The organism is Embleya sp. NPDC059237 (assembly GCF_042754105.1).
Classification (GTDB): Bacteria; Actinomycetota; Actinomycetes; order Streptomycetales; family Streptomycetaceae; genus Embleya.
Window position 1 is genome coordinate 638,067 of record NZ_JBHZAE010000001.1, and the last position, 12,853, is coordinate 650,919.

Genomic DNA, 12,853 nt, shown 5'->3' on the forward strand with positions numbered 1-12,853 from the left:
ACGAGAGGAATGCCGTGATGAGCCAGGACGAGACCGCGAACCCTGCTTCCGCGCCCCGAGGTTGTGCGGTGGTGACCGGCGCCAGCAGCGGGATCGGCGCCGCGACCGCCGTGCACCTGGCGAGTCTGGGCTACGACGTGGTGCTGGGCGCGCGGCGCAAGGACCGGTTGGAGGAGGTGGTCGCGCGCTGCGCCGGAAGGGGCCGGGCGCTGCCGCTGGATGTCGCCGATCCGGACTCGGTCGCCGCGTTCGCCGCCGAGGTGGAGCGTTGTGACGTGCTGGTCAACAACGCGGGCTTCGCGCGCGGGACGGAGTCGGTGGCGGAGGCCGACGAGGCGGCGTGGACGGCGATGTACGAGACGAATGTGCTCGGGACGTTGCGGGTGACGAAGGCGTTCCTGCCGCTGCTGATCGCCTCCGGCGACGGTCAGGTGATCACGATCGGGTCGGTGGCGGGGCGGGAGCCGTACGAGGGCGGCGCCGGGTACAACGCGGCCAAGCACGCGGTGACGGCGATGACGCGGGTGTTGCGCCTTGAACTGCGCGGGCAGCCGGTGCGGGTGTGCCAGATCGATCCGGGCATGGTCGAGACCGAGTTCACGCTGAACCGGCTCGGCGGGGACGCCGAGGGCGCGTCGGCGGTGTACGCGGGGATGACGCCGCTGGTGGCCCAGGACATCGCGGAATGCGTGGGGTGGGTGGCGACCCGGCCGCCGCACGTGAACATCGACGCGATGACGGTGCTGGCCCGGGACCAAACGTCGGCGCGCGTGGTGCACCGGCGGGCCTGAACACGCCCGGCGTGCCTCCGGGCTCACGCCATCACCCCCGCCGCGCGCGCGGCCACGGCCCAGTCATGGGCGGGCCGCGCGCGGGCGTCGGCCTGCGCCGGTCCTTCGGCGTAGCGTCGGCGCCGCTCGGCGAGTTCGCCCGGCGTCATCAGGTACGGCGGAACGACTGTCGCCGAGTCCTGCGCCGGTGGTTCGTCACCGGCAGGTCCCGGCGGCACGAACTCCCGCCACCCGCCTCGCCGGTCCGCCGGCTTCGGCGCGGAGGGCCCGCCCGCTCCCGGGGCTCGCTCGGCCTGGCCCCCGGGCCGGTCGCGGGACGCGGGGGCCAAGAGTTGCAGCACCCAAGAACGCGCGCGGGCAAGAGAATTCCTCACGTGGTCGACGCCCTTCCCGGAGGTGGGGACAAGGTCGCGCGCGGCGGCGTGCCGGAACCCGGGTAGCGGCAATCCGGCGAGCACGTGCACGGTGGGTTGGCGTCGGCGGGGTTGTCGCCGAAGGGCCAGGGCTCCGAACTCCCGTATCGCGTAGGTGGTTTGACCATCCGCATACCGTTTTGGTCGACGCGATACAGCGTCAAAGTCATGCCATTGCGCATTGTTTCCGCCTTGCGTGATGTGTGAAGTGATCCCCAGATTGACCCTCCGATGACTACGTTTGGTAGTGATTCCGTCGCACAGGCGGAGCTGAGCACATCGGGAGGCAGGCACTGTGTCGCACGACCAACCAACGACATCGAACGCGCAAACGGTGTACGGCCGTCACCTGCGCCAACGGCGGAACGCCGCGAACCTGAGCGCCGACGACCTCGGCGTGATCGGGCACTGCTCAGGTTCGCTTGTGTACCAAATCGAGCGTGGCGAACGACGCCCCGCGTGGTCCTTCACCCGCGCGGTCGACGCTCGCTTCGGCGGGGATGGACTGCTGTGCGATCTGCACGACTTGATCGACAACGAGAACCCGATCCACCCGAAGTGGTTCGGCGATCTGCTGCGAGCCGAGCCCCGCGCGACTCGCATCCGCCTCTTCGAGCCCCAGGCACTGCCCGGATTGCTGCAGACCGAGTCCTACGCCCGTGCGTTGATCAGCGGCATGCGTCCCGTGAACGCGTCGGTCGATGAACTGGTCGCCGGGCGAATGGCGCGTCAAAGGCTGCTTTCCCGAGAGGTTCCGCCGCAGTTGTGGGCCTTGATAGACGAAGCCGTCCTGCTGCGCCTCCTGGCGATGACCCCCGACGTCGTCAAGGGTCAACTGTCGCACCTTGTGGCGTTGACTGAGCGTCCGCACGTCGTCTTGCAGGTGCTGCCCATGCGGGTGGCCATCCATGCTGCGATGAACGGCGGCTTTCGCATGATGACGCTGCCGGAAGGGGAGGTGGCATACGTTGAGTCCGTCAGCAATGGTCAGTTGATCTCGGAAGCCAATGCGGTCTCGGAAGTCGAGCGTCGCTACGACCTTGCCAAGACCGATGCCTTGACACCGGGGGAGACGGCGAGCCATTTGCGCGAACTACTGGAGAAGGCCTGATGAGCGCTACTTTTGACCCTTCCGCCGCATCATGGTTCAAGTCGACTCAAAGCGGAAACAGCGGCGATTGTGTGGAAGTTGCCCCAGGCTTCGCGGTCGTGCCGGTCCGTGATTCGAAGGACCCGAGCGTGGGCTACCTCGTTGTCGCCCCAAGCTCCTGGTCGGCGTTGGTGTCGACGCTGCGTACGGACTGACGCGCGGTCGGGACGACAACCTGCAGGCGCTCGACCGGGTTTCCGGTCGAGCGCCTTGCATGTGCGGCGTGTGGCTCAGGCGGGGATCGGGTCCGGCTCGGCGTACGGGCTGAGCATGGTGTCGAAGTAGACCTCCGGGGCCTCCTCCAGGTAGGTCGACAGGTTGTCCAGGAAGGCGCGCAGCGGCGGCAACGCGTTGTGTCGGTCCAGGTCTTCCCGGGAGCGCCAGACCTCGTAGAGGAAGAAGCGGCCGTCCTCGTGCTCGTGGAGGTGGTACTGCAGGTTGCCGGGCTCGTGCCGGGTGGGTTCCACCAAAGAGGAGAGGATGCGCCGGACTTCGTCCGCGTACTCCGGCCGGGGGCGCAGGAATCCGTAAAGGGCCAGGGGGCGGGCTGTGTTCGTCATGGCCCCACGCTAAGATCTCACATCGATGTGAGATTCAAGGGGATGTGAGGAGCAGCACATGAAGATCGGTGAGCTCGCCGCCCTTACCGGCACCCCGGTCCGACTGCTGCGCTACTACGAGGAGCAGGGGCTCCTGGAGCCCGACCGCCTCGACAGCGGCCACCGCCGCTACGGCGACGGCGCGCCCGCCATAGTCCGACGCATCCGCGCGCTACTGGATGCCGGCCTGCCGACCCGCGTCATCCGCGACCTGCAGCCGTGCATTCGCCAAGACGGCACGATCGCCGAATGCACGCTGGAGACCCTTCAGCAACACCTCGAAGGTCTGGACAACCGGATCTCCGCACTCTCGGAAACCCGCACCTCCCTGGCCGGCCTCATCTCCGCCGCCCAGGCCCACGAACGGGTCCTCGTCTAGAGCGGCGGCCTCTCACACGCGTCGGGGCCCGACACCCTCCTCGCCGAGCGTGTCGCCCGGGTTCAGCAGGGCGCACGCCTTCATCGACAGGCATCCGCAGCCGATGCACCCGGTCAGCTCGGCCTCAAGCCGCTCGATGGTCTGCCGACGCTCCTCCAGCCGTCGCTTCCAACCGCGCGAGGCGCGCTGCCACTCCTGATGACTGGGCGGACGGTCGAGCGGCACATCGGCAAACGCCTCCCGCAGGTCCTGCAACGGGATGCCGATCCGCTTCGCCACCGAGATCAACGCGACCCGGCGCAGCATGTGGCGCGGGTAGCGGCGCTGGTTGCGGTCGTCGCGTTCGGACGCGATCAGGCCGAGTTCCTCGTAGAACCGCAGAGCGGAGACGGCCGCTCCGGTCCGGGCGCTCACCTCACCGATGGTCAGCCAGTCGTCCGGGCGGGGTCCCACCTTGCCGGAACGGTAGCTCGTCATGGGCGGCCTCCTGTTGACCTCAACATTACTTGAGGTCATACGTTCGGCCGCGTCGCAACGGTACGAACGACCTGGAAGGGACCGCAGTTCGATGACGTATGTGATCGCTTTGCCCTGTGTGGACGTCACCGACAAAGCATGTATCGAGGAGTGCCCCATCGACTGCATCCATGAGGGCGAGCGCATGCTCTACATCCAGCCGTACGAGTGCATCGACTGCGGCGCGTGCGAGCCGGTATGCCCCGTCGAAGCGATCTACTCCGAGGACGACATGCCGCAGGAGTGGCAGCACTTCACCGACGTGAACGCCGAGTTCTTCGCCACCCTCGGCGATCCCGGCGGCAGCGCAAAGCTCGGCCCGACAGGCCGAGACCACCCGCTCGTGACCGCACTGCCACCCCAGGGCGACGCGGCTTGACCCTGTCGGTCGCTCAGGCCGTGTCCAACGATGCGTGAGTATCCACCGGGCCCTGGCCGGACATCACAAAGCCCGGGCGTACCCCGATGCCGTCGAGGCGGCCCACGTCGACTTCGCGGCCCTGCGTCAACGTTGGACGACCGCGTCCACCCGCTCGTGGCGGACCGCTACCGGTCGGTCCAATCCTCCTCAAGGGCCCGTTTGGCGTCACCCCCGGTCTTCGCCTGTGTTGCCCCCGTGGTCCCGCCGTGCCGGGGCCGATGTCGCCGCCCCCGCCACGGCGGAGGTGTCGTCTAACCGAGTTGGTCCCCGGTGTAGCGGTAGATCACGTTGCCGGAGTTGACGCCCCACACGTTGCCGTCGATGCCGGCGCCGATGTCGCTCAGGGTTCCGGGGATCTTCACCCACGGGTTGGCGTCGTGGTTGGTGAAGCGGTAGACGCTGCCGGCGGAGTCCAGGCCCCAGACGTTGCTGCGGGATCCGGCGGAGATCCGGACCAGGCTTCCGGTGATCTTGACCCAGTGGTTCGTCGAGGCGTCCTGGTCGCCGATGTAGCGGAAGATCTCGTTGCCCTTGTTGACCCCCCACACCGTGCCGTCGGCGGCGACGCCGATGTCGCTGAGGACCCCGGGGATCTTCACCCACGGGTTCTTGTCGTCGTTGGTGTACCGGTAGACGCTCCCGGCGGAGTCCAGGCCCCACACGATGGTTCGTGATCCGGCGGAGATGCGCACCAGGCTGCCGGGGATCTTGACCCAGTGGTTCGCCGAGTCCCGGTCGCCGATGTAGCGGAAGATCTCGTTCCCGGCGTTGACCCCCCACACGGTGCCGTCGGCGGCGGCGCCGATGTCGCTGAGGACGCCGGGGATCTTCACCCACGGGTTGTTGTCGTCGTTGGTGAAGCGGTAGACGCTGCCGGCGGAGTCCAGGCCCCACACGATCGTTCGCGACCCCACCGAGATCGCCGTGAGGCTTCCGGTGATCGTCTTCCAGTCGGCCATGTCGATTCCTCCCCTTGACGATGGACGTTCACCGGATACCTACGGACCTCACGCCCCGACCAAACGGTCTGATCACCGAATGGCCGAAACGATCACCCCAGGATTCACGCCACTACCTCGATCACTCCAGGTACACGACCGGACACACGGAGCCGTCCGCGTGGGTCATGGCTGAAAGACCCATCCCGCGAACGAGCGACTGGACACGACCGACCGCGTGTGCCGCCCGTCGCGTGAAACCCCAGAGCACCCACGCACGCCCCGGACCCGGACGGCTCGAAGCCCCCGACGCTTACGCGACATCGGCCCCGGCAGACGCAGCCGCGGCCAACTCCCTTCACGGCATCCGAGCGCGACCGCGACCGACACGTCCCGACGGTCAGCCGAGGCCGCCGTTGGTGTGGAGGGTTTGGGCGGTTAGCCAGCGGGCTTCGGGGCCGGCCAGGAAGGCGATGACGTCGGCGATGTCGGTGGGGAGGCCGAGGCGGCGTAGGGGGGTTTGGGCGGGGACGGCGGCCAGGGCCTCCGGGGAGTTGGCCGCGTTGAGGAGGTCGGTGTCGGTGGCGCCCGGGGCGACCGTGTTGACGGTGATGCCTCGTGGGCCGAGTTCGTGGGCGGCGACCTTGGTGAGTTGTTCCAACGCGCCCTTGCTTGCCGCGTAGGCCGCGATGCCGGGGGCAGGGCGCAGGGTGTTGAGGGTGGAGATGTTGATGATCCGGCCGCCGTCTCGCATGTGGCGGGCCGCGTAGCGGATGGTCAGGAAGGGGGCCTTGGTGTTGACGGACAGGACATGGTCGAAGTCCTGTTCGGTCAGCTCGGCGATCGGGGTCGAGGTGGTGCCCGTCGCGGCGTTGTTGACCAGGATGTCCAGGCCGCCCAGGTGCTCGTCGGCCGTGGCCATGAAGGACTCGGCCGCGCCCGGCTCGCCCAGGTCGACCCGTACCGCCCGGGCCCGGCCGCCCGCCGCTTCGACCGCCGCGACCACCGCCTCGGCTGCGGCCTCGTCGCGGACATAGCCGAACACCACCTCCGCGCCGTCCCGGGCCAGCCGCTCCACCACCGCCCGCCCGATCCCGCGCGAGCCTCCCGTGACCACGGCCGACTTGCCCTTCAGCGCCGACATGACATACCTCCGATTGGTTGGACCGCCGGTTTCGGTCGGAGCTTGCGCCGCCGGCGGGTCTCGGAAACTCAGTCGCGCAGGACGGCCGGAGACAGGGCGTGTGGGATCAGCAGGCTCGGGCGGCCCGTTCCGTCGGCGCGCGCGGTCCAGACGTCGCCGCGCAGGTCGCCCGGAAGGCTGTACACGACCCGGGCGTCGTCGAGCCATTCCGCCTGGTCGTCGAGGGTGCGGGTCTCGGCGAGCGGGGTTTCCACGTTGGTGGCCAGGTTCAGTACGAACAGGTGCCACGGGCGGTCGGCGTCCGCGCCCGGGACCCGCTTCTTGTACGCGACGCGCGTGCCGTCGGGGGACAACGACGGGCACTCGGCGTTCTCGCGCACCGTGCGCAGCGTACGGGCGGCCACGTCGCCCCGCGCCAGCCAGGTATGGCCCCCGGTGGCCACCGTCGCGTAGAAGGTGTTGTCGTCGGCCGCGAAGGTCACGCCCCACACGTTGATGTCGGGGGAGCGGACCGTCTCGTCGCCGCGGCGCAGCGTGTACGACTCCAGGTTGTCGTCGAATCGGCCGCCGCGCGTGTCCAGGATCGAGGTCCGGGTGGAGAAGTTCAGGCCGGCGTACGACTCGCCGTTGACGAACGACGTCCACGCGACCAGTCGGCCGCTCGGCGAGACCCGGGCGCGCGAGGGCGTCCCGGCCAGCGCGCGCCGGCTCGTCTCGCGCAGGTTCGTGTCCAGGAGCACCGCGTCGTAGGTGCCGAGCGCCAACCGGGCCGGTTGCAGGCACACCCCCGTGCCGTGCGCGGCGTGGAAGACCAGGCACCCACGCGCGGCCACGGCCCGCTGCTCACCGGGGTGCGCCGCGTCGACCGCCGCGAGGTGGTCCCGGCCGGCGTCGGCGGCGGTGCTGCGGAACACGATCCGGCCCGGACGGTCCAGGCTCAGCGCCGTGTAGTCGCCGTCCCGGCCCGCGCGTGCGTCGCCCGCCGCCCGCAGGGTGTACAGCACGGCGAGGCCGACGAGGAGGGCGGTGACCACGGTGAGCACGGTCAGGCGCGCGGTACGGGTCATCGGGAAGCCCCCTTCGAGTCGGCCGAAGCCCCGGCGCCCGGGGCGAGTGTGCCGGCGGCCAGTAGCGCGACGGCGGCGACCAGCGCGAGGGCCAGCCCGGCGGCGGCGAGCAGCACGGCGGTGTGCGGGCCGTACAGGGTCCACGCCGCGCCGAACCCGGCCGCGCCGAGCGCCCGTCCACCCGCCTGCCCGGTCTGCACCAACGCCAGCGCCCCGCCGCGCAGTTCCGCCGGTGCGGCCGGTGCGGCAAGCGCCATCAGGACACCGTCGGTGCCCGCGTAGAACGCCCCGAGCAGGGTCGGGATCGCCACGATCGACACCCGGTCGGGCAGCGGCGCGAGCAGCACGAGGTAGCCGCAGAGCAGCGCGACATGTCCCGCCAGGAAGACCCCGCCGCGCCCGTACCGATCCCCGGCGGTGCCGGCCGGGACCGCGCACAGCAGGAAGACCAGCGCGGTGCCCAGCGGCAACAGCGGGAACAGGTGCGGCGACAGGTCGGTGTGCCGTTGCAGCAGCAGGTACACCATCGCGTCCCCGACGGTCGCCGCGCCGAGCAGCAGCGCGGCCGTACACACCCGGGCGAAGCCCGGCACCCGCAACACCGCCGCCGCGTCCCGCAGTCGCACCGGCGCGCGTCGCACCCCGACCTTCCCGGTACCGGCCGCCGGGTCGCGGACGAACAGGAGCAGTACGAGCAGCCCGAACGCGGCGAAGCAGAAGCTCAGTACGAACACCGCGTCGTACGCGTCGGCCGTCACCCACAACACCGCGAGCGCGACCGGCGGCCCGAACAGCGCCCCCGCCGTATCCATCGCCCGATGCACCCCGAACGCCCGCCCCTGCGCGGCCGGCGGCGCGGCCATCGAGATCAGCGCGTCGCGCGGCGCGGTTCGCAGTCCCTTGCCGGCCCGATCCGCCGCGAGCACCCCGCCGATCGCCGCGACCCCGCCGGCGGCCGGCAGCAGCAGTTTGCATCCCGCCGAGATCCCGTAGCCGACCGCGGCGACCGTGCGATGTCGGCGGAAGCGGTCCGCGACATGCCCGCCGAGCAGCCGCGATGCCGCGGTGGCGCCGTTGTACAGGCCGTCCAGCATGCCGAACGCCATGGGTGAGAGGCCGAGTCCGAGCACGAGATAGAGCGGGAGCACCGCGGTGACCATCTCCGCCGAGACGTCGGTCACCAGCGAGACCACGCCGAGGACGAGCACCACGGGCGCGACCCGCCGTACGCCACGCCCGGCCGGCGGCGGCGCCTGCGCCCTCGGATCACGCGCACCGGACGCGAGGTCGGCGGAACGACTGGACGACAGATACATCCGGGACCTCCGAGCGGCCGGACACGGGCAGGAAGGAAGGAAGTGGCGGGCGTCGAGGGCTGGTTCGAGCCCTCGACACCCACCCGCTCGACGCGTCGAGCGATCGGAATCGGCTCAACGCCGGAACTCGCCCACCATCAGAACCAGTTCACGGTCCAGCGGAACGCGGCGTCGGCTTTCGCCCCGGCGGCATCGGTGGCGGTCACCTCGGCGGCGAACGTCCCCACACCCCACGCCCGACCCGAGATCACGCACGTCGACGCGTTCAGGAACAGCCCCGCCGGCAGATTCCGCCCGACGCACGAATACGGCGCCGTCCCACCCGAGACCCGAAGCGCCAGATTCACCTGCTGATTGAACTTCGACGTCTGCGCCCCCGGATCGGCAATCGTCACGGTCGACGGACCCGGACCATCGTCGCCCCATACCTCGGTGATCGGGGCCGCGGTCGCCGCCTGGCCGGAGCGCCGGGTGCCGTACATGTCCTCGAAGGTGCGCAGCAGGCTGTAGTGGTCCTTGCGGCCCGCATATCGACCCGGCTTGACGTGCGCGCCGTACAGGATGGTCGCGATCCGGTTCTCGCTGCGGAAGTTGTCCTCGTCCCACGTGACCACCAGCAGGCTGTTGTGCGTCTTGGCCCATTCCGCGTAGCCGCTCAGCTTGTTTCGGGTCCAGGTGTCCCCGGTGGAGATCCCGCACGCCGGGTTGAACAGGCGGTCGTGCATGTCGTTGCACAGGTTGGGCACCACGTAGGAGACCGTGGGCAGGGCGGTGTAATCCGTCGGGAACGCGGTCATCGGATACGTGGTGGCCGCGGGTACGTTGGCGAAGGACAACCACGGGTTGTGCTTGCGCGCATACGAACCACTCGTACATGCCCCGGGATCGGCCGCCGACCAGTCCTCGTTGTAACTGCCCCACGTGGCACCGACGTCGATCAGCTGCCGGCCGAGGTTGTCCGCGCTGTACGGCGAGCCCGGCGGCGGGCACTCGTCGCCGGTGACACCCTGGGTGGAACCGGAGAACATCGCCAGGTAGTTGGGCTGACTGGGGTGCGTCTCGCCGTGGAAATCGGTCAGGGAGGCTCCGCCGGCGGCCAGTTGGTTGAGATACGGCGCCTGCGAACTGCCGATGATCTCCTCCTGGTTGGCGTTCTCGTGCACGACGACCACCACGTGGTCGTAGCGCGGGATCGCGGCGGCGACCGTGCGAGCGGCCGGCACCCGCTCGGACGGACCGGCCGAGGCCGGGGCGGTGACGCCGGCGATCGCACCGAGTACGACCCCGACGGACAATGCGAGAAGGGTGGTGGATCGGGGTTTGCCCCGGGCCGTCGACCGGGACCCGGATCGGAAGTGAGCCATGACCTGGCGCCTCCTTGGCGTGGACGAAGCGGAACCGCAGCGTGGCTTCGGTACCCGGACGAAACAACGCCCGCCGCGCACAGGGGAGTCGGGCCCTGCCCGCCCCACGGGAGCTGGATTCCGCTCGGCACAGGGGGCCTGAACTGGCCGGGAGACACGCCGGTTCGGCCGATCGACGCGGCGGTCTCCGGCCGTATGCCGACCCGGCGCGCATGCATCGATGCCCAAGCGGTGCACCACCGGAGCAGCCATGTCGTTCCGTCATGAATGCATGCCGGACCGGTATTGGACGCGGGTGAGAGCGGCCTCATCTCCTGGAAACATGAACAGATCACATTCCGCGGCCCCACCGGAAACCCGCCCCCCGATCGACACGCCCGCACCGCCCGGTCGCGGCCGGGCCGCCGGACCCCTGCGCATCGCCCGCACCGCCGCCGTCGCCGCGCTCGCCACGGGCCTGGCCACGGCGGTCGGCATCACCCCCGCGCACGCCGCCGACCCACCCCACGTCCAGTGCACCCTCGCCGACGCGCGCATCGGCGAATCCAGCGGCCTGGCGCCCAGTTCCCGACACCCGGGCATCGCCTACACGCTCAACGACAGCGGAAACGCGCCCGACGTGTTCGCGATCGACACGAACACCTGCCGCACCGTCGCGGTGTTGCACGTATCGGGCGCGACCAACACCGACTGGGAGGCGATCTCGGTCGGCACCGACGACGCGGGCAACCCCGCGATCTTCGCGGCCGACATCGGCAACAACTTCGGCACCCGGACCCAGGTGACGCTGTACCGCATCGCCGAGCCCGCGACGCTCGCCGATGACACCGTGCCGGCCACGAGCTTCCCGCTGCGTTTCGCCGACGGCGCGCACGACGCCGAAACCGCGCTGATCGACCCGCGCGACAACCGCCTCTACGTGGCGAGCAAACTCTTCGGCGCGCCCGGTTCGCTCTACCAGGCGCCGCCGCTCCTGCGCAGCGACCAGGTCAACGAACTCACCCGGGTCGGACCGGCCCCGGACATCGCGACCGACGGCGCGTTCGCGCCCGACGGACGCTCGTTCGCGATCCGCAACTACTCCGACGTCACCGTGTATTCGGCGCCCGGGCAGCAACTCGCCAGGTTTGCCGCGCCGGGCACGACCCAGGGCGAATCGTTGATGTACGCCCCCGACGGCAAGTCGCTCTACGTCGGCTCCGAAGGCGCGAACAGCCCGCTCTGGGTGGTCCCGTTGCCTCCCGAGGCGATCCCGGGCGGTCCGGGTCCGTCGACCGTGACGATTGCCGATCCGGGGGCGCAGACGTCGAAGTTCAATCAGCAGGTGAATCTGGCGCTTCGGGTCTCGGGTGGGACGGCGCCGTATTCGTGCGTCGGGCGGAATCTGCCGGCGGGGCTGTTCCTGAACGCGTCGACGTGTGTGATCTCGGGTCGGGCGTGGGGTGTGGGGACGTTCGCCGCCGAGGTGACCGCCACCGATGCCGCCGGGGCGAAAGCCGACGCCGCGTTTCGCTGGACCGTGAACTGGTTCTGATCCACAGTCGTAGTGAACGGATTGCAACGAACCGATTACCCAATCCGTCCACGGCGCACCGGTCGAACCGTGCCGGTCGCAGCGCAACGCGGCACCGCCGGGCGGGCCGGCGCGGTGTTCGGGGCAGCCGCCCCGGGTACCGCGCCGGCCCGCGCGGTCGCTCCGTCATCGATGTCGCGCCCCGTTTCAGTCGCCCCCCGGCACCACGTCTCACCCTGGAGGAACACCATGGTCGACAGGCACCGTGCGGCACACCGGACGCTATTGCGCACCCGGGCACACGAGCGGGTCGAAATCCTGCTCCCGGGCGGAGGCATCGATACCCCGTGACCCTCCAACAGTTGCGCTACCTCATCGCCGTCGCCGAGCACGGCAGTCTGACCGGCGCCGCGCAGGAGTTGTTCGTCGTGCAGCCCGCGCTCTCCCGGTCGTTGCAGAGCCTCGAACGCGAGCTGAACGTCGTCCTGTTCGCCCGGGTGGGCCGGGGTCTCGTGCCCACGGCGGCCGGGGTCCAGGTGATCAACCTCGCGCGCAAGGTGCTGCGCGGCGTGCAGGCGATCAAGGACATCGTGCACGTCGAGGAGCCGACGCACAGCGGTACGGTGCACCTCGCCGCGACCGCCACGCTCGCGATCGAGTGCACGAGCTGCCTGCTGCCCGGACTGGCCAAGCAGTACCCGGAGTTGCACATCGTGGTGGATCGACAGGACAGCCGGGAGGCGCTGTTCGCGTCGCTGCGTTCGGGCGCGACCGACATCGCGATGGTGGACCTGCCCGCGCCCGGCGGCTTCGAGGTGTTGCCGCTGCGCTCGTACGAGGTGGTGCTGGTCTCGCCGAAGCACACCCGGCTGCCGGATCCGGTCTCCTGGACGGACCTGGAGGAGTTGCCGATGATCCTGCCGTCCCGGCGCAGCGCGCGACGGGCCGACTTCGAGATGTTGTTCGCCACCGCCGGGGTGCGGCCGACGGTGGCGATGGAGACCGACGACCGGGGGGCCTGGATCCCGTGCGTGGTGGCCGGGCACGGCTCGGTGCTGTGGTACGCCGACCTGGCCCAGCCGTTCGCGTCGAGTGTGGCCGTGCGGTCGATGAGCCCGAGGCTGATCCGGACGGTCGGCATGGTGCGCGGGCGCGGTCCGATCAGCCGCGAGGTGCGCACACTGCTCGACTACTCCCGGCGCCAGGGGGTCCAGGAGATCGAGTACGTGTGAACCCCCGCCC

At 70.1% G+C, this 12,853-nt stretch carries 15 protein-coding genes; 7 read left to right on the top strand and 8 right to left on the bottom strand.

From position 1 onward, the window contains the following. The first annotated feature begins 17 nt into the window (after positions 1-17). Positions 18-791: an SDR family NAD(P)-dependent oxidoreductase gene (locus ACFXKZ_RS02880; protein ID WP_379995687.1), complete on the top strand. Its 774-nt coding sequence runs from the start codon at positions 18-20 to the stop codon at positions 789-791. A gap of 23 nt (positions 792-814) precedes the next feature. Here ACFXKZ_RS02880 and ACFXKZ_RS02885 read toward each other — a convergent pair whose 3' ends face one another. After that, the gene (locus ACFXKZ_RS02885) at positions 815-1,009 is read right to left on the bottom strand and encodes a hypothetical protein (protein ID WP_379995689.1); all 195 of its coding nucleotides are present in this window, start codon (positions 1,007-1,009) and stop codon (positions 815-817) included. Positions 1,010-1,499: 490 nt separating this feature from the next. Between ACFXKZ_RS02885 and ACFXKZ_RS02890 the strand changes: the two genes are divergently transcribed. Then, positions 1,500-2,315 carry a helix-turn-helix domain-containing protein gene (locus ACFXKZ_RS02890; protein WP_379995691.1) on the top strand — a complete coding sequence of 272 codons (816 nt, stop codon included), beginning with the start codon at positions 1,500-1,502 and terminating at the stop codon, positions 2,313-2,315. Beyond that, positions 2,315-2,509, top strand: coding sequence for a DUF397 domain-containing protein (locus ACFXKZ_RS02895; RefSeq protein ID WP_379995693.1), 195 nt, complete (start codon positions 2,315-2,317; stop codon positions 2,507-2,509). Before ACFXKZ_RS02890 ends, ACFXKZ_RS02895 begins: the two co-directional genes overlap by 1 nt. 75 nt (positions 2,510-2,584) lie before the next feature. On the opposite strand, the gene ACFXKZ_RS02900 is transcribed toward ACFXKZ_RS02895, so the two are convergent. Then, positions 2,585-2,914, bottom strand: coding sequence for a putative quinol monooxygenase (locus ACFXKZ_RS02900; protein ID WP_379995696.1), 330 nt, complete (start codon positions 2,912-2,914; stop codon positions 2,585-2,587). A gap of 58 nt (positions 2,915-2,972) precedes the next feature. On the opposite strand from ACFXKZ_RS02900, the gene ACFXKZ_RS02905 reads away from it, so the two are divergent. Continuing rightward, positions 2,973-3,332, top strand: a complete 360-nt coding sequence (locus ACFXKZ_RS02905) for a MerR family transcriptional regulator (protein WP_379995698.1) — start codon at positions 2,973-2,975, stop codon at positions 3,330-3,332. Between the two features lie 12 nt (positions 3,333-3,344). On the opposite strand, the gene soxR is transcribed toward ACFXKZ_RS02905, so the two are convergent. Further along, entirely contained in the window at positions 3,345-3,809 is a 465-nt protein-coding gene (gene soxR / locus ACFXKZ_RS02910; protein WP_379995700.1) for a redox-sensitive transcriptional activator SoxR, read from the bottom strand. A gap of 91 nt (positions 3,810-3,900) precedes the next feature. Between soxR and fdxA the strand changes: the two genes are divergently transcribed. After that, positions 3,901-4,227 carry a ferredoxin gene (gene fdxA / locus ACFXKZ_RS02915; protein WP_379995702.1) on the top strand — a complete coding sequence of 109 codons (327 nt, stop codon included), beginning with the start codon at positions 3,901-3,903 and terminating at the stop codon, positions 4,225-4,227. A 293-nt stretch (positions 4,228-4,520) separates the two neighbouring features. Here fdxA and ACFXKZ_RS02920 read toward each other — a convergent pair whose 3' ends face one another. The 5 genes from ACFXKZ_RS02920 to ACFXKZ_RS02940 all read right to left on the bottom strand — a co-directional run bounded on the left by ACFXKZ_RS02920 (position 4,521) and on the right by ACFXKZ_RS02940 (position 10,029). Next, positions 4,521-5,228: a tectonin domain-containing protein gene (locus tag ACFXKZ_RS02920; RefSeq protein ID WP_379995704.1), complete on the bottom strand. Its 708-nt coding sequence runs from the start codon at positions 5,226-5,228 to the stop codon at positions 4,521-4,523. Between the two features lie 379 nt (positions 5,229-5,607). Beyond that, a complete protein-coding gene (locus tag ACFXKZ_RS02925; RefSeq protein ID WP_379995706.1) occupies positions 5,608-6,351 on the bottom strand; it encodes an SDR family NAD(P)-dependent oxidoreductase in 744 nt (247 codons plus the stop codon). 68 nt (positions 6,352-6,419) lie between these two features. Then, positions 6,420-7,418: a TolB family protein gene (locus tag ACFXKZ_RS02930; RefSeq protein ID WP_379995708.1), complete on the bottom strand. Its 999-nt coding sequence runs from the start codon at positions 7,416-7,418 to the stop codon at positions 6,420-6,422. Next, positions 7,415-8,734 (bottom strand): MFS transporter, encoded by a 1,320-nt coding sequence (locus tag ACFXKZ_RS02935; RefSeq protein ID WP_379995711.1) that lies wholly within the window; start codon positions 8,732-8,734, stop codon positions 7,415-7,417. Before ACFXKZ_RS02935 ends, ACFXKZ_RS02930 begins: the two co-directional genes overlap by 4 nt. Positions 8,735-8,871: 137 nt before the next feature. Next, positions 8,872-10,029, bottom strand: coding sequence for an alkaline phosphatase family protein (locus ACFXKZ_RS02940; RefSeq protein WP_379995713.1), 1,158 nt, complete (start codon positions 10,027-10,029; stop codon positions 8,872-8,874). Between the two features lie 391 nt (positions 10,030-10,420). Between ACFXKZ_RS02940 and ACFXKZ_RS02945 the strand changes: the two genes are divergently transcribed. Then, a complete protein-coding gene (locus ACFXKZ_RS02945) occupies positions 10,421-11,632 on the top strand; it encodes a putative Ig domain-containing protein (RefSeq protein ID WP_379995715.1) in 1,212 nt (403 codons plus the stop codon). A 326-nt stretch (positions 11,633-11,958) separates the two neighbouring features. Then, positions 11,959-12,843: a LysR substrate-binding domain-containing protein gene (locus tag ACFXKZ_RS02950; protein WP_379995717.1), complete on the top strand. Its 885-nt coding sequence runs from the start codon at positions 11,959-11,961 to the stop codon at positions 12,841-12,843. Positions 12,844-12,853 lie beyond the last annotated feature (10 nt).

What these genes read in the sequence shown, in the direction of transcription:
- ACFXKZ_RS02900 (WP_379995696.1), bottom strand. Translation starts at nt 2,914, where the DNA reads ATGACGAACACAGCCCGCCCCCTGGCCCTTTACGGATTCCTGCGCCCC.
- ACFXKZ_RS02925 (WP_379995706.1), bottom strand. Translation starts at nt 6,351, where the DNA reads ATGTCGGCGCTGAAGGGCAAGTCGGCCGTGGTCACGGGAGGCTCGCGC.
- ACFXKZ_RS02930 (WP_379995708.1), bottom strand. Translation starts at nt 7,418, where the DNA reads ATGACCCGTACCGCGCGCCTGACCGTGCTCACCGTGGTCACCGCCCTC.
- ACFXKZ_RS02945 (WP_379995715.1), top strand. Translation starts at nt 10,421, where the DNA reads ATGAACAGATCACATTCCGCGGCCCCACCGGAAACCCGCCCCCCGATC.
- soxR (WP_379995700.1), bottom strand. Translation starts at nt 3,809, where the DNA reads ATGACGAGCTACCGTTCCGGCAAGGTGGGACCCCGCCCGGACGACTGG.
- ACFXKZ_RS02880 (WP_379995687.1), top strand. Translation starts at nt 18, where the DNA reads ATGAGCCAGGACGAGACCGCGAACCCTGCTTCCGCGCCCCGAGGTTGT.
- ACFXKZ_RS02920 (WP_379995704.1), bottom strand. Translation starts at nt 5,228, where the DNA reads ATGGCCGACTGGAAGACGATCACCGGAAGCCTCACGGCGATCTCGGTG.
- ACFXKZ_RS02905 (WP_379995698.1), top strand. Translation starts at nt 2,973, where the DNA reads ATGAAGATCGGTGAGCTCGCCGCCCTTACCGGCACCCCGGTCCGACTG.
- ACFXKZ_RS02935 (WP_379995711.1), bottom strand. Translation starts at nt 8,734, where the DNA reads ATGTATCTGTCGTCCAGTCGTTCCGCCGACCTCGCGTCCGGTGCGCGT.
- ACFXKZ_RS02895 (WP_379995693.1), top strand. Translation starts at nt 2,315, where the DNA reads ATGAGCGCTACTTTTGACCCTTCCGCCGCATCATGGTTCAAGTCGACT.
- fdxA (WP_379995702.1), top strand. Translation starts at nt 3,901, where the DNA reads ATGACGTATGTGATCGCTTTGCCCTGTGTGGACGTCACCGACAAAGCA.